Origin of the sequence: Ramlibacter monticola (genome assembly GCF_016722785.1) — a bacterium.
GTDB classification, from domain to species: Bacteria; Pseudomonadota; Gammaproteobacteria; order Burkholderiales; family Burkholderiaceae_C; genus Ramlibacter; species Ramlibacter monticola.
The window spans coordinates 760,984-782,396 of record NZ_JAEQNE010000002.1 but is presented as its reverse complement, the minus strand read 5'-3'; the positions used below and the strand labels follow the sequence as shown (position 1 = coordinate 782,396).

Below are 21,413 nucleotides of genomic sequence, written 5' to 3'. Positions count from 1 at the left end.
ACTTATCGGTTGTTGGAAGATGTCGCCAGCGACGACGAATTGCTCGCCCCGCCTGCAGCGACCGGCCCCGGGTCTGTAGCTCAGTTGGTTAGAGCACCGTCTTGATAAGGCGGGGGTCGTTGGTTCGAGACCAACCAGACCCACCATCTCCTGATCGGATATTCGGGGGATTAGCTCAGCTGGGAGAGCACCTGCTTTGCAAGCAGGGGGTCGTCGGTTCGATCCCGTCATCCTCCACCAACACCACAATCGGACAAGATCAACACCAAAGCGGCTTGGCGCTACGCCAGGCTGCTTTGTTGTTGACCGCGGCATCTGCTGCGAAGTCAATCGGCTGTTCTTTAACAATTCATAGAGTCGAATCAGCGTCGTTAGCGGAAACTGCTTCATGGCAGACCGTGCCGCTAGCGACAATTTTTTGATTGCGTCAACCAGACTTCAATTTTGCGTAAAGCAATTTTTGAAGACGGCATAACGCGCGAGGTGAAAGACCTCGCGAGTCCTTGATAGGCTTTTGAATCCTCGTGAGAGGGGTCAAAGTTATAGGGTCAAGTGACTAAGAGCATGTGGTGGATGCCTTGGCGATTACAGGCGACGAAGGACGTGATAGCCTGCGATAAGCTTCGGGGAGCTGGCAAATAAGCTTTGATCCGGAGATTTCCGAATGGGGAAACCCACCGCGCAAGCGGTATCGCATGATGAATACATAGTCATGCGAGGCGAACCGGGTGAACTGAAACATCTCAGTAGCTCGAGGAAAAGACATCAACCGAGATTCCGAAAGTAGTGGCGAGCGAAATCGGAAGAGCCTGCTAGTGATAGCGCAGAACTTAGCGAAACGGCCTGGAAAGGTCGGCCAAAGAGGGTGATAGCCCCGTACGCGAAAAGATCTGTGTGGTACTGAGCTAGCGAAAAGTAGGGCGGGACACGTGAAATCCTGTCTGAAGATGGGGGGACCATCCTCCAAGGCTAAATACTCGTAATCGACCGATAGTGAACTAGTACCGTGAGGGAAAGGCGAAAAGAACCCCGGGAGGGGAGTGAAATAGATCCTGAAACCGCATGCTTACAAAAAGTCGGAGCCCGCAAGGGTGACGGCGTACCTTTTGTATAATGGGTCAGCGACTTACATTCAGTGGCAAGGTTAACCGAATAGGGTAGCCGCAGGGAAACCGAGTCCGAACAGGGCGAACTTCAGTCGCTGGGTGTAGACCCGAAACCAAGTGATCTATCCATGGCCAGGATGAAGGTGCCGTAACAGGTACTGGAGGTCCGAACCGACTAGTGTTGCAAAACTAGCGGATGAGCTGTGGATAGGGGTGAAAGGCTAAACAAACTTGGAAATAGCTGGTTCTCTCCGAAAACTATTTAGGTAGTGCCTCGCGTATTACCTTCGGGGGTAGAGCACTGTTTTGGCTAGGGGGTCATGGCGACTTACCAAACCAAGGCAAACTCCGAATACCGAAGAGTACAGCGCGGGAGACAGAGCACCGGGTGCTAACGTCCGGACTCAAGAGGGAAACAACCCAGACCGCCAGCTAAGGTCCCTAAAATTGGCTAAGTGGGAAACGAAGTGGGAAGGCTAAAACAGTCAGGATGTTGGCTTAGAAGCAGCCATCATTTAAAGAAAGCGTAATAGCTCACTGATCGAGTCGTCCTGCGCGGAAGATGTAACGGGGCTAAGCCAGTTACCGAAGCTGCGGATGTGCACGCAAGTGCACGTGGTAGGAGAGCGTTCTGTAAGCCTGTGAAGGTGTCTCGAGAGGGATGCTGGAGGTATCAGAAGTGCGAATGCTGACATGAGTAGCGTTAAAGCGGGTGAAAAGCCCGCTCGCCGTAAGCGCAAGGTTTTCTACGCAACGTTCATCGGCGTAGAGTGAGTCGGCCCCTAAGGCGAGGCAGAGATGCGTAGCTGATGGGAAACAGGTCAATATTCCTGTACCGATTGCAAGTGCGATGTGGGGACGGAGAAGGTTAACTCAGCCGGGTGTTGGATGTCCCGGTTCAAGCCTGTAGTCGTGCCTGGTAGGTAAATCCGCCGGGCTGAGATGAGGGGTGATAACGAGGCGGCTTGCCGCCGAAGTGAGTGATACCCTGCTTCCAGGAAAAGCCACTAAGCTTCAGCTTGCAACGACCGTACCGCAAACCGACACTGGTGCGCGAGATGAGTATTCTCAGGCGCTTGAGAGAACTCGGGAGAAGGAACTCGGCAAATTGACACCGTAACTTCGGAAGAAGGTGTGCCCTTAGTAGGTGAAGTCCCTCGCGGATGGAGCCCAATGGGGTTGCAAAAAATCGGTGGCTGCGACTGTTTAATAAAAACACAGCACTCTGCAAACACGAAAGTGGACGTATAGGGTGTGACGCCTGCCCGGTGCTGGAAGATTAAGTGATGGGGTGCAAGCTCTTGATCGAAGTCCCAGTAAACGGCGGCCGTAACTATAACGGTCCTAAGGTAGCGAAATTCCTTGTCGGGTAAGTTCCGACCTGCACGAATGGCGTAACGATGGCCACACTGTCTCCTCCCGAGACTCAGCGAAGTTGAAATGTTTGTGATGATGCAATCTCCCCGCGGAAAGACGGAAAGACCCCATGAACCTTTACTGTAGCTTTGTATTGGACTTTGAACGGATCTGTGTAGGATAGGTGGGAGGCTTTGAAGCGAGGTCGCTAGATCTTGTGGAGCCAACGTTGAAATACCACCCTGGTGCGTTTGAGGTTCTAACCTAGGCCCGTAATCCGGGTCGGGGACAGTGCATGGTAGGCAGTTTGACTGGGGCGGTCTCCTCCCAAAGCGTAACGGAGGAGTTCGAAGGTACGCTAGCTACGGTCGGACATCGTGGCGATAGTGCAATGGCATAAGCGTGCTTAACTGCGAGACTGACAAGTCGAGCAGATGCGAAAGCAGGACATAGTGATCCGGTGGTTCTGTATGGAAGGGCCATCGCTCAACGGATAAAAGGTACTCTGGGGATAACAGGCTGATACCGCCCAAGAGTTCATATCGACGGCGGTGTTTGGCACCTCGATGTCGGCTCATCTCATCCTGGGGCTGTAGCCGGTCCCAAGGGTATGGCTGTTCGCCATTTAAAGAGGTACGTGAGCTGGGTTTAAAACGTCGTGAGACAGTTTGGTCCCTATCTTCCGTGGGCGCTGCAGATTTGAGGAAGCCTGCTCCTAGTACGAGAGGACCGGAGTGGACGCACCTCTGGTGTACCTGTTGTCACGCCAGTGGCATTGCAGGGTAGCTAAGTGCGGAAGAGATAACCGCTGAAAGCATCTAAGCGGGAAACTCGTTTCAAGATGAGATCTGCCGGGGGCTCGACCCCCCTGAAGAGTCGTTCTAGACCAGGACGTTGATAGGCTGGGTGTGGAAGCGCAGCAATGCGTTAAGCTAACCAGTACTAATTGCTCGTGCGGCTTGACCCTATAACTTTGATCAGCAATGCATCAAAGATTTATGCCGGGTTGAACGCAATCAAAATACCAGCAGCCCACCAGGCTGCCCAAGCTGATAAGACTCTATGAATTGGCCGTCCTGCCCACACCAGGCACGACGGCAACCAGTTAAGCCTGATGACCATAGCGAGGTGGTCCCACTCCTTCCCATCCCGAACAGGACAGTGAAACGCCTCTGCGCCGATGATAGTGCGGATTCCCGTGTGAAAGTAGGACATCGTCAGGCTACATATTGAGGCGCCCCGTCGGCAACGACGGGGCGTTTTCATCAGTGCGTGCCAGCAGCTGCGGTTGCCAAGCGAGCATTGATGAGAACGCCCAAAGCGTGCTACAATGTGAGTCTTCGCTGACCAAGCAAGTGACTGCGGATGCAGGGCCTGCAAGGAAAGTGAAAGGCCACAGAGGTTGACAGGCCTCTCAAAACTCTGTCATAATCGAGGGCTTCGCTGATCGCAGCGGGGTTTGGCAAGGAAGGCGCGGCGCAATGCAGGCGGGTCTTGCCGGGGATCGTTAACAACATACAGCCGATAAGCGTGGGCGTTTGATGGCGAGGTTGCCAAGTTCTTCGGAACAAATCAAACGCTCATATGAAAAGAAGTGAAGTTCACTTCGATTCTTTTGAGCAGTAATTCAAGATCGAACTGTAGAGTTTGATCCTGGCTCAGATTGAACGCTGGCGGAATGCTTTACACATGCAAGTCGAACGGCAGCACGGGGGCAACCCTGGTGGCGAGTGGCGAACGGGTGAGTAATACATCGGAACGTGCCCAGTCGTGGGGGATAACGTAGCGAAAGCTACGCTAATACCGCATACGAACTCTGGTTGAAAGCGGGGGATCGCAAGACCTCGCGCGATTGGAGCGGCCGATGGCAGATTAGGTAGTTGGTGGGGTAAAGGCCTACCAAGCCGACGATCTGTAGCTGGTCTGAGAGGACGACCAGCCACACTGGGACTGAGACACGGCCCAGACTCCTACGGGAGGCAGCAGTGGGGAATTTTGGACAATGGGCGCAAGCCTGATCCAGCCATTCCGCGTGCAGGATGAAGGCCCTCGGGTTGTAAACTGCTTTTGTACGGAACGAAAAGGCTCTGGTTAATACCCGGGGCTGATGACGGTACCGTAAGAATAAGCACCGGCTAACTACGTGCCAGCAGCCGCGGTAATACGTAGGGTGCGAGCGTTAATCGGAATTACTGGGCGTAAAGCGTGCGCAGGCGGTGATGTAAGACAGGTGTGAAATCCCCGGGCTTAACCTGGGAACTGCATTTGTGACTGCATCGCTGGAGTGCGGCAGAGGGGGATGGAATTCCGCGTGTAGCAGTGAAATGCGTAGATATGCGGAGGAACACCGATGGCGAAGGCAATCCCCTGGGCCTGCACTGACGCTCATGCACGAAAGCGTGGGGAGCAAACAGGATTAGATACCCTGGTAGTCCACGCCCTAAACGATGTCAACTGGTTGTTGGTCCTTCACTGGATCAGTAACGAAGCTAACGCGTGAAGTTGACCGCCTGGGGAGTACGGCCGCAAGGTTGAAACTCAAAGGAATTGACGGGGACCCGCACAAGCGGTGGATGATGTGGTTTAATTCGATGCAACGCGAAAAACCTTACCTACCCTTGACATGTCTGGAATTGCGCAGAGATGTGCAAGTGCCCGAAAGGGAGCCAGAACACAGGTGCTGCATGGCTGTCGTCAGCTCGTGTCGTGAGATGTTGGGTTAAGTCCCGCAACGAGCGCAACCCTTGTCATTAGTTGCTACGAAAGGGCACTCTAATGAGACTGCCGGTGACAAACCGGAGGAAGGTGGGGATGACGTCAAGTCCTCATGGCCCTTATGGGTAGGGCTACACACGTCATACAATGGCTGGTACAGAGGGTTGCCAACCCGCGAGGGGGAGCTAATCCCATAAAACCAGTCGTAGTCCGGATCGTAGTCTGCAACTCGACTGCGTGAAGTCGGAATCGCTAGTAATCGCGGATCAGCATGTCGCGGTGAATACGTTCCCGGGTCTTGTACACACCGCCCGTCACACCATGGGAGCGGGTTCTGCCAGAAGTAGTTAGCCTAACCGCAAGGAGGGCGATTACCACGGCAGGGTTCGTGACTGGGGTGAAGTCGTAACAAGGTAGCCGTATCGGAAGGTGCGGCTGGATCACCTCCTTTCTGGAAAACAGCAATTTCCGTTTTCAAACGTCCACACTTATCGGTTGTTGGAAGATGTCGCCAGCGACGACGAATTGCTCGCCCCGCCTGCAGCGACCGGCCCCGGGTCTGTAGCTCAGTTGGTTAGAGCACCGTCTTGATAAGGCGGGGGTCGTTGGTTCGAGACCAACCAGACCCACCATCTCCTGATCGGATATTCGGGGGATTAGCTCAGCTGGGAGAGCACCTGCTTTGCAAGCAGGGGGTCGTCGGTTCGATCCCGTCATCCTCCACCAACACCACAATCGGACAAGATCAACACCAAAGCGGCTTGGCGCTACGCCAGGCTGCTTTGTTGTTGACCGCGGCATCTGCTGCGAAGTCAATCGGCTGTTCTTTAACAATTCATAGAGTCGAATCAGCGTCGTTAGCGGAAACTGCTTCATGGCAGACCGTGCCGCTAGCGACAATTTTTTGATTGCGTCAACCAGACTTCAATTTTGCGTAAAGCAATTTTTGAAGACGGCATAACGCGCGAGGTGAAAGACCTCGCGAGTCCTTGATAGGCTTTTGAATCCTCGTGAGAGGGGTCAAAGTTATAGGGTCAAGTGACTAAGAGCATGTGGTGGATGCCTTGGCGATTACAGGCGACGAAGGACGTGATAGCCTGCGATAAGCTTCGGGGAGCTGGCAAATAAGCTTTGATCCGGAGATTTCCGAATGGGGAAACCCACCGCGCAAGCGGTATCGCATGATGAATACATAGTCATGCGAGGCGAACCGGGTGAACTGAAACATCTCAGTAGCTCGAGGAAAAGACATCAACCGAGATTCCGAAAGTAGTGGCGAGCGAAATCGGAAGAGCCTGCTAGTGATAGCGCAGAACTTAGCGAAACGGCCTGGAAAGGTCGGCCAAAGAGGGTGATAGCCCCGTACGCGAAAAGATCTGTGTGGTACTGAGCTAGCGAAAAGTAGGGCGGGACACGTGAAATCCTGTCTGAAGATGGGGGGACCATCCTCCAAGGCTAAATACTCGTAATCGACCGATAGTGAACTAGTACCGTGAGGGAAAGGCGAAAAGAACCCCGGGAGGGGAGTGAAATAGATCCTGAAACCGCATGCTTACAAAAAGTCGGAGCCCGCAAGGGTGACGGCGTACCTTTTGTATAATGGGTCAGCGACTTACATTCAGTGGCAAGGTTAACCGAATAGGGTAGCCGCAGGGAAACCGAGTCCGAACAGGGCGAACTTCAGTCGCTGGGTGTAGACCCGAAACCAAGTGATCTATCCATGGCCAGGATGAAGGTGCCGTAACAGGTACTGGAGGTCCGAACCGACTAGTGTTGCAAAACTAGCGGATGAGCTGTGGATAGGGGTGAAAGGCTAAACAAACTTGGAAATAGCTGGTTCTCTCCGAAAACTATTTAGGTAGTGCCTCGCGTATTACCTTCGGGGGTAGAGCACTGTTTTGGCTAGGGGGTCATGGCGACTTACCAAACCAAGGCAAACTCCGAATACCGAAGAGTACAGCGCGGGAGACAGAGCACCGGGTGCTAACGTCCGGACTCAAGAGGGAAACAACCCAGACCGCCAGCTAAGGTCCCTAAAATTGGCTAAGTGGGAAACGAAGTGGGAAGGCTAAAACAGTCAGGATGTTGGCTTAGAAGCAGCCATCATTTAAAGAAAGCGTAATAGCTCACTGATCGAGTCGTCCTGCGCGGAAGATGTAACGGGGCTAAGCCAGTTACCGAAGCTGCGGATGTGCACGCAAGTGCACGTGGTAGGAGAGCGTTCTGTAAGCCTGTGAAGGTGTCTCGAGAGGGATGCTGGAGGTATCAGAAGTGCGAATGCTGACATGAGTAGCGTTAAAGCGGGTGAAAAGCCCGCTCGCCGTAAGCGCAAGGTTTTCTACGCAACGTTCATCGGCGTAGAGTGAGTCGGCCCCTAAGGCGAGGCAGAGATGCGTAGCTGATGGGAAACAGGTCAATATTCCTGTACCGATTGCAAGTGCGATGTGGGGACGGAGAAGGTTAACTCAGCCGGGTGTTGGATGTCCCGGTTCAAGCCTGTAGTCGTGCCTGGTAGGTAAATCCGCCGGGCTGAGATGAGGGGTGATAACGAGGCGGCTTGCCGCCGAAGTGAGTGATACCCTGCTTCCAGGAAAAGCCACTAAGCTTCAGCTTGCAACGACCGTACCGCAAACCGACACTGGTGCGCGAGATGAGTATTCTCAGGCGCTTGAGAGAACTCGGGAGAAGGAACTCGGCAAATTGACACCGTAACTTCGGAAGAAGGTGTGCCCTTAGTAGGTGAAGTCCCTCGCGGATGGAGCCCAATGGGGTTGCAAAAAATCGGTGGCTGCGACTGTTTAATAAAAACACAGCACTCTGCAAACACGAAAGTGGACGTATAGGGTGTGACGCCTGCCCGGTGCTGGAAGATTAAGTGATGGGGTGCAAGCTCTTGATCGAAGTCCCAGTAAACGGCGGCCGTAACTATAACGGTCCTAAGGTAGCGAAATTCCTTGTCGGGTAAGTTCCGACCTGCACGAATGGCGTAACGATGGCCACACTGTCTCCTCCCGAGACTCAGCGAAGTTGAAATGTTTGTGATGATGCAATCTCCCCGCGGAAAGACGGAAAGACCCCATGAACCTTTACTGTAGCTTTGTATTGGACTTTGAACGGATCTGTGTAGGATAGGTGGGAGGCTTTGAAGCGAGGTCGCTAGATCTTGTGGAGCCAACGTTGAAATACCACCCTGGTGCGTTTGAGGTTCTAACCTAGGCCCGTAATCCGGGTCGGGGACAGTGCATGGTAGGCAGTTTGACTGGGGCGGTCTCCTCCCAAAGCGTAACGGAGGAGTTCGAAGGTACGCTAGCTACGGTCGGACATCGTGGCGATAGTGCAATGGCATAAGCGTGCTTAACTGCGAGACTGACAAGTCGAGCAGATGCGAAAGCAGGACATAGTGATCCGGTGGTTCTGTATGGAAGGGCCATCGCTCAACGGATAAAAGGTACTCTGGGGATAACAGGCTGATACCGCCCAAGAGTTCATATCGACGGCGGTGTTTGGCACCTCGATGTCGGCTCATCTCATCCTGGGGCTGTAGCCGGTCCCAAGGGTATGGCTGTTCGCCATTTAAAGAGGTACGTGAGCTGGGTTTAAAACGTCGTGAGACAGTTTGGTCCCTATCTTCCGTGGGCGCTGCAGATTTGAGGAAGCCTGCTCCTAGTACGAGAGGACCGGAGTGGACGCACCTCTGGTGTACCTGTTGTCACGCCAGTGGCATTGCAGGGTAGCTAAGTGCGGAAGAGATAACCGCTGAAAGCATCTAAGCGGGAAACTCGTTTCAAGATGAGATCTGCCGGGGGCTCGACCCCCCTGAAGAGTCGTTCTAGACCAGGACGTTGATAGGCTGGGTGTGGAAGCGCAGCAATGCGTTAAGCTAACCAGTACTAATTGCTCGTGCGGCTTGACCCTATAACTTTGATCAGCAATGCATCAAAGATTTATGCCGGGTTGAACGCAATCAAAATACCAGCAGCCCACCAGGCTGCCCAAGCTGATAAGACTCTATGAATTGGCCGTCCTGCCCACACCAGGCACGACGGCAACCAGTTAAGCCTGATGACCATAGCGAGGTGGTCCCACTCCTTCCCATCCCGAACAGGACAGTGAAACGCCTCTGCGCCGATGATAGTGCGGATTCCCGTGTGAAAGTAGGACATCGTCAGGCTGATATAACGGCAAAAGGCCCGGCAGAAATGCCGGGCCTTTTTGTTTTGCGGCAAGGAAATGGACGTCGGGGCTCGCGCCTATCAGCTGTTCGCGATGAATTCAGTGTCGCGGTGCGCAGCTCCGGCCCGCACGAGTTCGGAAATCAAAGTCAACAGCCATTCTTGCAGTGGCTGATCCGCGAACCAACGCCGATGCACGAGCAGGAAGTACGGCGTGCTTTCCGCCCATCGGGCGAAGTCCCTCAGCGGCGCACGCTGCAGCTCGAGCAACTTGAACTTCAGCAGCACCTTTGCCGCATGCGCGGCGTGCCGGTGCGGATCCTGGACATAGGCCGCCAGCCGGCTCCGCGCGCGAGCGAGCGCCTCCGCCACGTCGGTGAACACGGCTCCGTGACCGGGAATGACCACGCGAGGCGCAAGCTGCTCGATGAGATCCAACGTGCCCGCGACCTCACCGAAGGCGCGATCGCCTTCCAGTTCGGGAAAGACGACGCCAAAGCCGTTCTGCCACAAGGCATCGGCTGAAATCAGAGTGCGTGAAGCCGGCTCGAACAGCACGACCGAATGCGGATCGTGACCGGGCGCGCAGTGCACCTCCCAATCCAGATCCCCCAGCCGGATTCCCGCGCCCGGCATGAGGACGCCATGGTGGACGAAGCGTGGGCACTCCTGCCCCGTCGGCTCATAGGACAGCGCAACAGGATCCCAATCGCGCACCACGGCGGCGAGTCCTGGCGGGATGCATGTGCGTAGTGCCGGGTAGCGTTGCTGCAAGGCCGCATTCCCCCCGCAGTGATCGCTATGCAGGTGCGTGTTGGCCAGCGTCGTCAGGGGCATGCCGCCCAGGATGCTTTCGACGAGTCCCAGCGTCTGCTTAGAGTGGGTCCAGTACCCGCTATCCACCAGGGCGGCCTGCGTCGTTCCGCGCACGACGATGTTGTTCGACGACAACCAACCGCGCTCGAGCACGAAGACGCCAGCCGGCAGCAGTTCCCTCGCTGAACTCATGAAGAAGAAACCTCAGCGCGGCGCCCGCAGCTCGCGACGCAGGATCTTGCCCACGTTCGACTTCGGCAACTCGTCGCGGAACTCGATGTACTTCGGCAGCTTGTAGCCCGTGAGATTCTCGCGGCAGTGGTGCGCAACCTCCTCCTCCGTCAGCGTCGGGTCGTTCTTCACCACGTACACCTTGATCGCTTCCCCCTGCTTCTCGTCCGGAACGCCGACCGCGGCGCACTCCACCACGCCCGGACAGGTCGAAATCACGTTCTCCAGCTCGTTGGGATACACGTTGAAGCCGCTCACGAGGATCATGTCCTTCTTGCGGTCCACGATGCGGGTGTAGCCCCGGGAGTCCATGACGCCGATGTCTCCGGTGCGCAGGTAGCCGTCGGCCGTGAACGCGTTGGCATTCTCGTCCGGCTGTTCATGGTAGCCCGGCGTGACGTTGGGGCCACGGATGCAGATCTCGCCAGCCGCTCCGATCGGCAGCGAACGACCCGCATCGTCCTTGATCGCGAGGTCGACGCTCGGCAGCGGCAGGCCGATCGTGCCGGAGAACTCCGTCGAATCCATTGGATTGTTCGTCCCTATCGCGCAGGTCTCGCTCATGCCCCAGCCTTCGACCATCACGGTGCCCGTGACCTGCCGCCAATGCCGCGCCGTGCCTTCCGAGGCCGCCATCCCGCCGGCCTGCGACACGCACAGCTGGGAAAAGTCGATGGAACGGAACTGCGGATGCTGCAAGAGCGCATTGAACAGCGTGTTCACCGCCGGAAGCATGTGGAACGGACGCTTCTTCAGCACCTCCACGAACTTGCCGATGTCCCGCGGATTCGGCACGAGCGTGACGCGCGCGCCCCAGCGGATCTCCAGCAGCAACAGCGTCAGCGCGAAGATGTGGTACAGCGGCAGCGCCGCGATCCCGTTGACGCGGCTCACGTCCCCCACGCGCGCGAGCGCCGGCGTGAACCAGGCTTCGGCCTGCAGGATCGCCGCGACGACATTGCCCTGGGTCAGCACCGCGCCCTTGGACATCCCGGTCGTGCCGCCGGTGTACTGCAGGAATGCCACCGATTCGAGCGACTGAGGCACGTTGCGGAGTGACAGCCGCGCTCCCTCCCGCAGCACCTGCGGCAGGGGAGTGACGGTCCGTCCCTCCGTGAGCGGCAAGCGAAACGCCGGCACCAGCCGGGCCACGTGCCGCACCGCGAAGGTGATCCACCGCCCGTACCAGCCGCCAAGCAGGTCGCCGATTCCGGTGATCACGACATGCTTCAAGGGGACGTGCGCGATCGCCTCCTCCAGCGTGTGGCAGAAGTTCTCCAGGATGATGATCGCCTCGGCGCCGGAGTCCTTCAGCTGGTGCTGCAGTTCTCGCGCCGTGTACAGCGGGTTGACGTTGACGCAGGTGCAGCCGGCCCGCAGCACCGCCGCCATCGCCACGGCGAACTGCGGCAGGTTGGGCAGCATGATCGCAACGCGGGCACCCGGTTTGAGGCCCCTGGCCTGGAGCCAGGCGCCGAGCGCCCGGGAGTGCTCCTCCAGCTGGGCGTAGGTCATCCACCGGTCCATGCACACCGAAAACGGCCGCTGGGCATTCCTGCGGAACGACTCCTCCAGCAGCTGCGCGAGCGACTGGTACTGCGACGGATCGATCTCGTGCGGAACGCCCGCCGGATAGTGCTGCAGCCAGGGCCTGGAATCCATGGTGGTGCTCCTTGGCGCGCGATTGTGCAAGGGCCGCGTGCGGGCGCTAGCGGGCTTGCCCCAAGGTGCGGCGCAGCTCGGTCTCGCAAGCGACAGGATCGGCGTCGAACATCACGTCCATCAGGCGGAATTCCCGCTCGCGGATCGTTTCCAGGAACCGTTCCGCGCCGCCGCGCTGCCTGGCCACCGAGGAGAAGGTGTCGAAGCCCGATTCCAGGAAACGCTGCAGGGAGCCCATGCCGGCCGCACTCGCGGGCCCGCGCATCACTTTCAGCATCAGGCGCAGGCCCGGCAAGCGCGTGAGGCGGCTCATCTCGGTGCCGATGGCCAGTACGGTCTCCAATTGCCGCCGGCGGTCCCCCCGGCGGTCGACTGCCTTCCACGCGCGCACGTACGTCGGTACTTCGTCGCCTTCCAGCGGCCCCATCGCGCGCGCGATCGCATGATCGAGCGACTCGGTCAACGCGTGCAATTGCGCCAGCGCCGCGGCGGTGTCCGCCACGTCGCGGGGAAAGAGCTTCTCCACCGCGCCGGCGATGCGGGCGAACTGCGCGTCGCGCTCCGCGAAATCGCGCTCGCCGTACAGCTCCTGCAGGAAGAAGCGCGCCGCGGCGCGGTAGGGGCCGTCGGCGAGCAGGTCCGCGTAGGTGCCTTCGAAGCGCCGCGCCTGCAGGCGCTTCACGCGGCCGACGGCGGCCCCGATGTCCGGCAGGTCGCGGCCCTCGCGGCGCATCGCCTCGACCTCGGCGACGGCCCGGCGGATCGTCTCGGCTGTGTTCATGGCACCGTCCAGTCTAGCGAGGTGCCGCCCACCCCGGTGTCGCTGATGCGCGTGGGATACTCGCGCATGCCGCGCCAATCCAGCATCGCGCGCCTGCTGCAGTTGTCCGTGCTCACGCAGATCGTGGCTGCCGCCGCCTGGGCGGCGTGGCGCTGGCCCGTGTCCCCACTGCAGGCCGTGGCGGGCGTCGCGCTGATCGTCCTGCTGGGGCCGACGGTGCTCGCCATCGAGGGCGTGGCCTCCGCCGTCGTCAGCCGCGCCGACGGGCGCATCCCCGCGCCGACGCCCTGGCAGCTGCTGCGCGCATGGGCCTCGGAAAGCGCGCACCTGTTCCGCGCCTTCTGGTGGCGCCAGCCCTTTCGCTGGCGTGCCCTCGACGACCACCTGGATCCCCGCTGTGCCGGACGCACCGGCGTCGTCTTCGTGCACGGCTTCATGTGCAACCGCGGCTTCTGGAACTCGTGGATGCGCAAGGTGCGTGCGCAGGGGCACGCGTACGCGGCGCCGAACCTGGAACCGGCCTTCGGGTCCATCGACGCCTACGCGGCGATCGTCGAAGCGGCGGTGCAGCGGATCGAGCAACTGACGGGCCGCCCTCCGCTGGTGATCTGCCACAGCATGGGAGGCCTCGCCGCGCGGGCCTGGTGGCGCGCGCACGGAGCAGATCGCAGGCTCGCGGGACTCGTCACCATCGGCAGTCCCCACGCAGGCACCTGGATGGGGCAGTTCAGCCAGCGCGAGAACGGCCGCCAGATGCGCCTGCGCAGCGAGTGGCTGCGCGAACTCGCAAAGGCGGAATCGCGGCAGGCCTTGCCGGCAACGACCTGCTGGTACTCGAACTGCGACAACATCGTGTTTCCGGCGGCAACGGCCATGCTGGAGGGCGCCGACAACCGCTACGTGCCCGGCGTGCCGCATGTCGCCCTGGCTTTCCACCCGCAGGTGCTGGAAGGCACCCTGGACTTGTTGAAGCGCATCGACGCTTTGCGTCAAGGTGAATCTGTCACAGCTGTCGCAATGGAAAATAGCTAGCGCGACCTTAATCACGCTTTCTATGCTTTGCCTCCGACGCGGAAGGAATACCAATGTTCCAAATCCCCGCGTCACAGGGGGATGAAAATGGAAAAGGCAGTCGACAAGGGCGCCATTGCGGCGCCGAGGCGAGATGCGTTCGAGTCTTCCACGAGCGGCCTCGCGCTGATCATGGACGAACTGGCACACGGCGTGCTGGTCGCCTCCGCTTCGGGGCAACTGCTGCACGCCAACCAGGCGGCGCGCCACGAGCTGGCCCGGCGCCAGGCGCTGGTCCTGGAGGAGGGCCACCTGCACACCGCCGATGCGCGTCAGTCGCGCGTGCTGGTGCAGGCGCTCGAGAAGGCAGAAACCGGCCTGCGAAGCCTGATCGCGCTGCGCTCGCCCGGCTCCCGCCTGAGCATTGCCGTCGTTCCGCTGCGGGGGCAACAATCGCGCGCCGGCGCGCCGATCGCCCTGTTCCTTTCCCGCGCGTCGGTCTGCGATGCGCTCATGCTCTGCTTCTTCGCGCGCAGCCACGGCCTCACGCCAGCCGAGGAGCAGGTGCTGTCCATCCTTTGCCAGGGCTACTCGGCACCGGAGATCGCCGCCCAGCTGGACGTCGCCGTGTCCACCGTGCGCAGCCACGTTCGCAGCCTGTGCACCAAGACTCACACCAACGGCGTGCGGGCGCTGGTCGGCCAAGTGGCGGTGCTGCCGCCCCTGGGTGCAGCCTTCCTGCAGGACCCGCTGCACTGATCCAGAAATGCCGCCCAGCGCGGCGGCTCCGTGCTAGAGTTTTCTCGACTCGAGGGGTGGACGCCATGAACGTGTCCCGCAGTGCCACGGAACAGGAAAAGCTGATCGCGCGCCTGGAGCCCTCCCTGGGCCGGCTTGCCGCGCGCGGCATCCTGCGCAGCTATCGCAAGAACAGCATCGTCCTCAACGAGGGCGATACCGGCGATTCCCTTTTCGTCGTCCTGCAGGGGCACGTCAAGGTCTACGCCACCGACGAAAACGGCCGCGAGATCACCTTCGGGATCATCCAGGCCGGAGAGTACTTCGGCGAAATGTCCCTGGACGGCGGGCCACGCTCCGCTTCCGTGATGACGCTGGAGCCCACGCTGTGCTCCCTGGTCTCCCGGGCCGCCGTGCAGCAGCATCTCGCGGAGGAACCGGCGTTCGCGCTGGCCCTCGTAGTGCAGGTGATCCGCCGGGCCCGCGCCGCCACCGAAACCGCGCGCCAGATGGCCCTGCTCGACGTCTACGGCCGCGTCATCCACACGCTGGAAGGCCAGCAAGGGCCGGCCAGCATCCAGGCGCCGATCCAGCTCACGCAGATCACGCACCAGCAGATCGCCAGCCGCGTGGGCGCTTCCCGCGAAATGGTCAGCCGCCTGCTGAAGGACCTGGAAAAGGGCGGCTACGTGGAGCTCGGGATCAAGCGGATCACCTTGAAGAAGAAGCTCCCCGCGCGCTGGTGAGGCATCAGCCCGGCGGCGCCGCGGCTCGCTGCAGGGCCTCGGCGAAGCAGTCGGCCACGCGGCTGCAGGCCGGCAGCGGCTGCAACGCCACCTGGCTCGCTTGCACGGGCCGTCGCGCGGCGAGCCGTTGCGTGCTGCGCCGCGCCTCCGCGACTTCTCCGTCGAGCACCTGCGCCACGATCAGCGTGCGCAGGGCCGGCAAGTACTGCGGATTGCGCTGCACCGCCCGCCGCGCGCTGGCCGCTGCCTCGCGCAGGTCGCCCGCGACCAGCGCCGCGAGCGCGCCCACGCCCTCGTACAGGTAACGCATGGGGGCCAGCGCCCCGCCCGCGAGCGCGCGGGCGGCAAGTTCCCGTGCCACCTCGCCGCGCCCCTGGAGGGCGCGCAACTCCGCCTGCAACACCAGGGTCAGCGGGTCGTCGGGGCGCGTGCTGAGCGCCTGCGCGTAGCACTCGTCGGCCGCTTCGGCGTCGTGGCTGGCATACAGCAGAGCCTGCCCGTGCATTGCAAGGGCCGCGACCGCCCCGGCATCGCACTGCATGGCGGATTCCGCATGCTGGCGGGCCTTGTCCGCGTCCATGCCGTCATTGCCGGCCCCGTGCTGCCGCAGGCGCAGCAGGTGCAGGTGCGCCAGCCAGGCATGCGGGCCCGGATGGCCGCGCCCGCGATCGACCAGGTGTTCCAGCATGGCCCGTGCGCGTTCGAGGTCGGCAGCCGCCAGCCGGTGCATCACGCCGATCGAGGACAGCAGCAGCGTGAAGCCCTCCAGCGCGGGCAGGGCGAGATCGCGCGAGCGCTCGAGCTCGTGGGACACCACGGCCGAATGGAGCGCGGTGACCACTTCCCGCATCAACCGGCCTTCGCCGAGATCCGCTTCGCGCAGCGGGCCCCGGAAGCTCTGCGCCCAGGCCACGTGCCCGGTGATCGCATCGGCCAGTTCCACATAGAGCGACAGCCTGGTGGCAGCGCCGCGGGCGCGCCCGGTGAGCACGTAATGGGCGCCGAGGGTGCGCCGCACCGCGTCGAGGCTCGCCTTGCCGGCAACGAAAGGCGCGGTCGACAGCCGCGAGACGACCTGCAACTGGTCGCTGTCGGCCAATGCCGCGACGATGTCGTCCGCCAGCGCCTCGCCGGTGAGCCCGCCGGCCGCCGGCCGTTCCATCCCGAATGGAAGCACCGCCACGGTCGGCCGCAGCGAGTGCGTGGCCAGGCGCCGCACCGGCATGACGGGCGCCTGCCCCGCCTCGCCGATGCGGAAGGCATGCACCGGCTCCTTCACGTGCTTGAGATGGCAGCTGCCCAGGTCCTGCAGGACCATCGCGGGCTGCGCGCCGAGGTGCCGGCGCAGGGCGGCGGAGATGACGATCTCGCCCGGCCCGGCCAGCGAGGCGATGCGCGCGGCCAGGTTCACGTCGGTGCCGTAGATGTCGTATTCGTCGGCGACGAAATCGGCCAGGTGCGCCCCGATGCGCAACTGCACCCGGTCTTCCGGCGGGAGCCGCTCGTTGCTGTCGGCGAACCAGGCCCGCATCGCCAGCGCGGCCCGGACGCAGCCCTGCGGATCCGAGAATTCCAGCATCAGGCCGTCGCCGAGGCTCTTGTGGATGCGGCCGCTGTCGGCCGGCAGGCGCTGCTGCACGAAGCCGACGAAGCTCTGCCACCGCCGGATGAATTCCTGCTCATCCTGCTCCATGAGCCGCACGGACTCGACCACGTCCGCCACGGCAATCACTTTCGTGCTGCGTGTCAGCCTGGGAGCGTGTTCCGTGGAACCCGGCGGTGTCATGGCAGAGGAAAAAGGATGTGCTGCTTTTTGTATCACGTTGTTCTCGCAGCGTTAGTCGGGCCGGCCCTTGCAGCGTGAATTTCTCCGTAGGGATTTCAGCAGGGGGTTGGTGATTTCACTGGTGAAAACCCTTACATTGCAGGGCATGGCCGAACAGCCCTCTCCTCCCCCGAGCCGGATCGTCCCGATCCGCTCCCTCGGCGCCGGGCACAGCCGGCGCATCCTGGCGCACCTGCTCGAGCTGGACCCGCACGACCGCTACCTGCGCTTCGGGTATGCAGCCAACGACGAACAGATCCGCCGCTATGTCGACCAGCTGGATTTCGATCGCGACGACATCTTCGGGATCTTCAACCGCAAGCTCGAGTTGATCGCGATGGCCCACCTGGCCTTCATCCCCGGCGACCCCGGTACCGCGCCGGGCGCCGAGTTCGGCGTTTCCGTGCTGAGCAGGGCGCGCGGCCGTGGCTACGGCTCGCGGCTGTTCGACCGCGCCTCGACCCACGCCCGCAACGAAGGCGTGGAGCTGATGTTCATCCACGCGCTGTCCGAGAACACGGCGATGATCAAGATCGCCCGGAAAGCCGGGGCCACGCTGGAGCGCGATGGCACGGAGACGGAAGCCTACCTGCGGCTGCCGCCCGCCACCCTCGACAGTCGCATGACCGAGGTGCTGGACGAACAGGTGGCGCAGGTGGACTACAGCCTGAAGAAGCAGGCCAAGACCTTCCTGGAACTGCTGGCCGGCCTGCAGGAGGCGCGCGCCGGCGCGATCGACGCGCGCAGCAAGAGCGGCCGCTAGGCGCTTCGCCGACGGCCCCGAGGATGCGGCTGAGCCAGTTGCCCAGCCAATCCGCTATCCTATCGGTCCCTCCACTCCCGCCGTCCCGGCTGTGTCAGACCCTCACCCTGCGCGCGCTGCGCAAGAGAAGCAGGACAAACGCACTTTCCTGCAGAAGGTTGCCGAGTTCATCCATCCCGGCCCCGACTCGAAAGAGGAGCTGATCGAGACGCTCGCGGATGCCGAGGACAACGACGTCATCGGCCCCGAGTCGCGGGTGATGCTCGAAGGCGTGATCAAGATGGCGGAGCTCACGGCGGGCGACGTGATGGTGGCCGCGCCGCGCATGGACCTGATCGACATCGACGCGCCCTACGAGGAGATCCTGCACCTCGTGATCGACACGGCGCATTCGCGCTTCCCGGTGTACGAGGGCGACCGCGAGAACATCATCGGCATCCTGCTCGCGAAGGACCTGCTGAAGCTGCAGCGCGCCCCGGACCTGAACCTGCGCGCCCTGCTGCGTCCGGCCTCGCTGGTGCCCGAAAGCAAGGGCCTCAACGACCTGCTGCGCGAGTTCCGCGGCAACCGCAACCACCTCGCGATCGTGATCGACGAATTCGGCCGCGTGGCCGGCCTGATCACCATCGAGGACGTGCTGGAGCAGATCGTCGGCGAGATCGAGGACGAATTCGACGTGGTGGTGGACGAGGGCGACATCTTCGGCCTGGCCGACCGCACCTACCGCGTGAGCGGCGACACCTCCATCGAGCGCGTCAACGAGGCCTTCGGGGTCCGGCTGGTGCTTACCGAGGCGGACGGGCACGAGTTCGACACCATCGGCGGCCTGATCGCGCACGAAATGGGGCACGTGCCCAAGCGCGGCGAATCCATGCTCCTGGGCGGGCTGAAGTTCGACGTCCTGCACACCAAGGGGGGCGCCGTGCGCTGGTTCAAGGTGAGCCCCGCCGAGCCTGGCGGCGACACGGCTTGAGCCCCCGCCTGGTCCGCTTCGTCCCCTTCGTCCTCGCAGCGCTCGCCGGCCTTCTGCAGGCGCTGTCGCTCGCCTGGCCGGGCAACGGGCAGCCCCAATGGTGGCTGCAGCTCCTGACGCTGGCCGGCTTCGTCGCCTTGCTGCAGCGTGCCGGCGGCTGGCGCCGCGGCGCCGCCCTGGGCTGGACGTTCGCCACCGCCTGGCTGGGCGCCACCTTCTGGTGGCTCTTCATCTCGATGCACGTCTACGGCGGGCTGGCTTCGCCGCTGGCCGCCGCCGCGGTGCTCCTGCTCGCCGCTTTCCTCGCCCTCTATTACGCGCTGGCCGCCGGGCTCTGGCGCGCGGCGGCGGGCCGGCCCTGGCGGGACGGCGTGCTGTTCGCGCTGCTGTGGCTGGGCGCCGAACTCCTGCGCAACACGCTGTTCACCGGCTTCCCCTGGGGCGCCGGAGGCTACGCCCATGTGGACGGTCCGCTGGCGCCCCTGGCGCCCTGGATCGGCGTCTACGGCATAGGCGCCGTGGCGGCATGGCTGGCCTGGCTGCTGGCCGCGCTCGCGGGGCGTCGCGCGCAGGGCAGGGGGCGCTACTGGATCGCGCTGGCGGCGACGGCGGGGCTGCTCGCCGCCTGCAACGTGCACACCGCGAAGGCCCCGGCAGCCGCCTCGGCCGGGCCGCGCCTGCAGGTGGCCCTGCTCCAGGGCAACATCCCGCAGGACGAGAAGTTCGAGGGCGGCACCGGCGTCCCGGTGGCGCTGGAGTGGTACGGCCAGCGCCTGCGCGATACGGGCACGCAGCTGGTCGTCGCCCCCGAAACGGCCATCCCGCTGCTGCCGGCCCAACTGCCCGAGGGCTATCTCGAAGGCTTGCGCGACGCCTTCGCGCAGGGCCCCCGCGCCGCACTGGTGGGCATTCCGCTGGGCAGCTTCGACGAGGGCTACACCAATTCGGTGATCGGCTTCCGGCCGGGCGCGGGCGGCGCGGTCTACCGTTACCACAAGCACCATCTGGTGCCGTTCGGCGAATTCATTCCGCCCCTGTTCAAGTGGTTCACGCGGATGATGAACATCCCGCTGGGGGACTTCAACCGCGGCGATGTCGGCCAGCCCTCCTTCGAATGGGCAGGGCAGCGGCTCGCGCCCAACATCTGCTACGAGGACCTGTTCGGGGAAGAGCTCGGCGCGCGTTTCGCCGATCCCGCCACCGCGCCGACGATCTTCGTCAACGTGAGCAACATCGCCTGGTTCGGCGACTCGGTGGCGATCGACCAGCACCTGCAGATCAGCCGCATGCGGGCGCTGGAGTTCGGGCGGCCCATGATCCGGGCCACCAACACGGGCGCCACCGTGATCATCGACCGCTTCGGGCGGGTCACCCACGCGCTGCCGCGCCATACCCGCGGGGTGCTGCTCGGCGAGGTGGAGGGGGGCACCGCGTTCACCCCCTACAGCCGCTGGGTCAGCCGGGTGGGCCTCGCGCCGCTGTGGGGTCTCGCCCTCGCGGCCGCCCTGGTGGCCGGCTGGGCGGGCCGCCGGCGCCCGCAACCTTAGAATCGACGATTCCGTGGGCCGCCGGCCCGCGCCGAACCGGGGTGCCGTGCCGCGCCCCGCCGCCTATGCTCACATTCCAGCAACTGATCCTGAAGCTGCAGTCCTACTGGGACGCCCAGGGCTGCGCGCTGCTCCAGCCCTACGACATGGAAGTCGGGGCCGGCACCTCGCACACCGCCACCTTCCTGCGCGCCATCGGCCCCGAGCCGTGGAAGGCCGCCTACGTGCAGCCCAGCCGCCGCCCCAAGGACGGACGCTACGGCCAGAACCCCAACCGCATGCAGCACTACTACCAGTACCAGGTGGTGCTCAAGCCGGCGCCGGACAACATCCTGGAGCTGTACCTCGGATCGCTGGAGGCGGTCGGCTTCGACCTGAAGAAGAACGACATCCGCTTCGTCGAGGACGACTGGGAGAATCCCACGCTGGGCGCCTGGGGCCTCGGCTGGGAAGTGTGGCTCAACGGCATGGAAGTCACCCAGTTCACCTATTTCCAGCAGGTGGGCGGCATCGACTGCAAGCCGCTCACGGGCGAGATCACCTACGGCCTGGAGCGCCTGGCCATGTACCTGCAGGGCGTGGACAACGTGTTCGACCTGAAGTGGACCGAGGGCCTGACGTATGGCGACGTGTACCACCAGAACGAGGTGGAGCAGTCGGCCTACAACTTCGAGCACAGCGACGCCGAGTTCCTGTTCACCGCCTTCGGCGCGCACGAGAAGCAGGCCAGGCACCTGATGGAGCAGCAGCTGGCGCTGCCCGCCTACGAACAGGTGCTGAAGGCGGCGCACACCTTCAACCTGCTGGACGCGCGCGGCGCGATCAGCGTGACGGAACGCGCGGCCTACATCGGCCGCATCCGCAACCTGGCGCGCAGCGTCGCCCAGAGCTATTACGAAAGCCGCGAGCGGCTCGGCTTCCCGATGGCCCCGCGCGAGTGGGTGGCCGAACTGCAGAAGAAGGCGGCCTGA

The 21,413-nt window shown here is 62.2% G+C and carries 11 protein-coding genes, 4 tRNA genes and 5 rRNA genes; 16 read left to right on the top strand and 4 right to left on the bottom strand.

Annotated features, from left to right (window positions below):
* Positions 1–69 precede the first annotated feature (69 nt).
* From JJ685_RS11640 to rrf (JJ685_RS11600), 9 genes are all read left to right on the top strand, one after another.
* Positions 70–146, top strand: a tRNA-Ile gene (locus JJ685_RS11640).
* Positions 147–164: 18 nt separating this feature from the next.
* Positions 165–240: transfer RNA gene (locus JJ685_RS11635), tRNA-Ala, on the top strand.
* 306 nt (positions 241–546) lie between these two features.
* Positions 547–3,429 (top strand): 23S ribosomal RNA (locus tag JJ685_RS11630).
* Between the two features lie 143 nt (positions 3,430–3,572).
* Positions 3,573–3,685 (top strand): 5S ribosomal RNA (gene rrf, locus JJ685_RS11625).
* A 412-nt stretch (positions 3,686–4,097) separates the two neighbouring features.
* Positions 4,098–5,628: ribosomal RNA gene (locus JJ685_RS11620) — 16S ribosomal RNA — on the top strand.
* A gap of 104 nt (positions 5,629–5,732) precedes the next feature.
* Positions 5,733–5,809 (top strand) — tRNA-Ile (locus tag JJ685_RS11615).
* A gap of 18 nt (positions 5,810–5,827) precedes the next feature.
* Positions 5,828–5,903, top strand: a tRNA-Ala gene (locus JJ685_RS11610).
* A gap of 306 nt (positions 5,904–6,209) precedes the next feature.
* A 23S ribosomal RNA gene (locus JJ685_RS11605) occupies positions 6,210–9,092 on the top strand.
* A gap of 143 nt (positions 9,093–9,235) precedes the next feature.
* Positions 9,236–9,348, top strand: a 5S ribosomal RNA gene (gene rrf / locus JJ685_RS11600).
* Together the 16S, 23S and 5S rRNA genes with 4 tRNA genes alongside form the textbook arrangement of a ribosomal RNA operon.
* Before the next feature lie 82 nt (positions 9,349–9,430).
* Here the strand turns inward: rrf (JJ685_RS11600) and JJ685_RS11595 are convergent.
* Genes JJ685_RS11595 through JJ685_RS11585 form a run of 3 tightly spaced genes read right to left on the bottom strand, consistent with a single transcriptional unit; the run spans position 9,431 to position 12,839 of the window.
* Positions 9,431–10,357, bottom strand: coding sequence for an MBL fold metallo-hydrolase (locus JJ685_RS11595; protein ID WP_201674386.1), 927 nt, complete (start codon positions 10,355–10,357; stop codon positions 9,431–9,433).
* Positions 10,358–10,369: 12 nt separating this feature from the next.
* Positions 10,370–12,058 carry an AMP-binding protein gene (locus JJ685_RS11590; protein ID WP_201674385.1) on the bottom strand — a complete coding sequence of 563 codons (1,689 nt, stop codon included), beginning with the start codon at positions 12,056–12,058 and terminating at the stop codon, positions 10,370–10,372.
* Between the two features lie 46 nt (positions 12,059–12,104).
* A complete protein-coding gene (locus JJ685_RS11585; protein ID WP_201674384.1) occupies positions 12,105–12,839 on the bottom strand; it encodes an FFLEELY motif protein in 735 nt (244 codons plus the stop codon).
* A gap of 66 nt (positions 12,840–12,905) precedes the next feature.
* On the opposite strand from JJ685_RS11585, the gene JJ685_RS11580 reads away from it, so the two are divergent.
* The 3 genes from JJ685_RS11580 to JJ685_RS11570 all read left to right on the top strand — a co-directional run bounded on the left by JJ685_RS11580 (position 12,906) and on the right by JJ685_RS11570 (position 15,334).
* Positions 12,906–13,871 (top strand): alpha/beta fold hydrolase, encoded by a 966-nt coding sequence (locus tag JJ685_RS11580; protein WP_201674383.1) that lies wholly within the window; start codon positions 12,906–12,908, stop codon positions 13,869–13,871.
* An 87-nt stretch (positions 13,872–13,958) separates the two neighbouring features.
* Complete coding sequence (locus tag JJ685_RS11575; RefSeq protein WP_201674382.1) at positions 13,959–14,609, top strand: helix-turn-helix transcriptional regulator; 651 nt, start codon at positions 13,959–13,961, stop codon at positions 14,607–14,609.
* Between the two features lie 65 nt (positions 14,610–14,674).
* Positions 14,675–15,334 carry a Crp/Fnr family transcriptional regulator gene (locus tag JJ685_RS11570; RefSeq protein WP_201674381.1) on the top strand — a complete coding sequence of 220 codons (660 nt, stop codon included), beginning with the start codon at positions 14,675–14,677 and terminating at the stop codon, positions 15,332–15,334.
* Between the two features lie 4 nt (positions 15,335–15,338).
* Here JJ685_RS11570 and JJ685_RS11565 read toward each other — a convergent pair whose 3' ends face one another.
* Positions 15,339–17,066: an adenylate/guanylate cyclase domain-containing protein gene (locus JJ685_RS11565; RefSeq protein ID WP_201674380.1), complete on the bottom strand. Its 1,728-nt coding sequence runs from the start codon at positions 17,064–17,066 to the stop codon at positions 15,339–15,341.
* Between the two features lie 199 nt (positions 17,067–17,265).
* Between JJ685_RS11565 and JJ685_RS11560 the strand changes: the two genes are divergently transcribed.
* The 4 genes from JJ685_RS11560 to glyQ all read left to right on the top strand — a co-directional run bounded on the left by JJ685_RS11560 (position 17,266) and on the right by glyQ (position 21,413).
* Positions 17,266–17,922 carry a GNAT family N-acetyltransferase gene (locus JJ685_RS11560; protein WP_201674379.1) on the top strand — a complete coding sequence of 219 codons (657 nt, stop codon included), beginning with the start codon at positions 17,266–17,268 and terminating at the stop codon, positions 17,920–17,922.
* Between the two features lie 91 nt (positions 17,923–18,013).
* Positions 18,014–18,895 carry an HlyC/CorC family transporter gene (locus JJ685_RS11555; protein WP_201674378.1) on the top strand — a complete coding sequence of 294 codons (882 nt, stop codon included), beginning with the start codon at positions 18,014–18,016 and terminating at the stop codon, positions 18,893–18,895.
* Positions 18,892–20,442, top strand: coding sequence for an apolipoprotein N-acyltransferase (lnt, locus tag JJ685_RS11550; protein WP_236598883.1), 1,551 nt, complete (start codon positions 18,892–18,894; stop codon positions 20,440–20,442). Before JJ685_RS11555 ends, lnt begins: the two co-directional genes overlap by 4 nt.
* Positions 20,443–20,507: 65 nt before the next feature.
* Positions 20,508–21,413 carry a glycine--tRNA ligase subunit alpha gene (glyQ, locus tag JJ685_RS11545; protein ID WP_201674377.1) on the top strand — a complete coding sequence of 302 codons (906 nt, stop codon included), beginning with the start codon at positions 20,508–20,510 and terminating at the stop codon, positions 21,411–21,413.

Bases quoted from the DNA above. Each gene is read 5' to 3' on its own strand.
- JJ685_RS11595 (WP_201674386.1), bottom strand. From the start codon at position 10,357: ATGAGTTCAGCGAGGGAACTGCTGCCGGCTGGCGTCTTCGTGCTCGAG.
- JJ685_RS11590 (WP_201674385.1), bottom strand. From the start codon at position 12,058: ATGGATTCCAGGCCCTGGCTGCAGCACTATCCGGCGGGCGTTCCGCAC.
- JJ685_RS11585 (WP_201674384.1), bottom strand. From the start codon at position 12,839: ATGAACACAGCCGAGACGATCCGCCGGGCCGTCGCCGAGGTCGAGGCG.
- JJ685_RS11580 (WP_201674383.1), top strand. From the start codon at position 12,906: ATGCCGCGCCAATCCAGCATCGCGCGCCTGCTGCAGTTGTCCGTGCTC.
- JJ685_RS11575 (WP_201674382.1), top strand. From the start codon at position 13,959: ATGGAAAAGGCAGTCGACAAGGGCGCCATTGCGGCGCCGAGGCGAGAT.
- JJ685_RS11570 (WP_201674381.1), top strand. From the start codon at position 14,675: ATGAACGTGTCCCGCAGTGCCACGGAACAGGAAAAGCTGATCGCGCGC.
- JJ685_RS11560 (WP_201674379.1), top strand. From the start codon at position 17,266: ATGGCCGAACAGCCCTCTCCTCCCCCGAGCCGGATCGTCCCGATCCGC.
- glyQ (WP_201674377.1), top strand. From the start codon at position 20,508: ATGCTCACATTCCAGCAACTGATCCTGAAGCTGCAGTCCTACTGGGAC.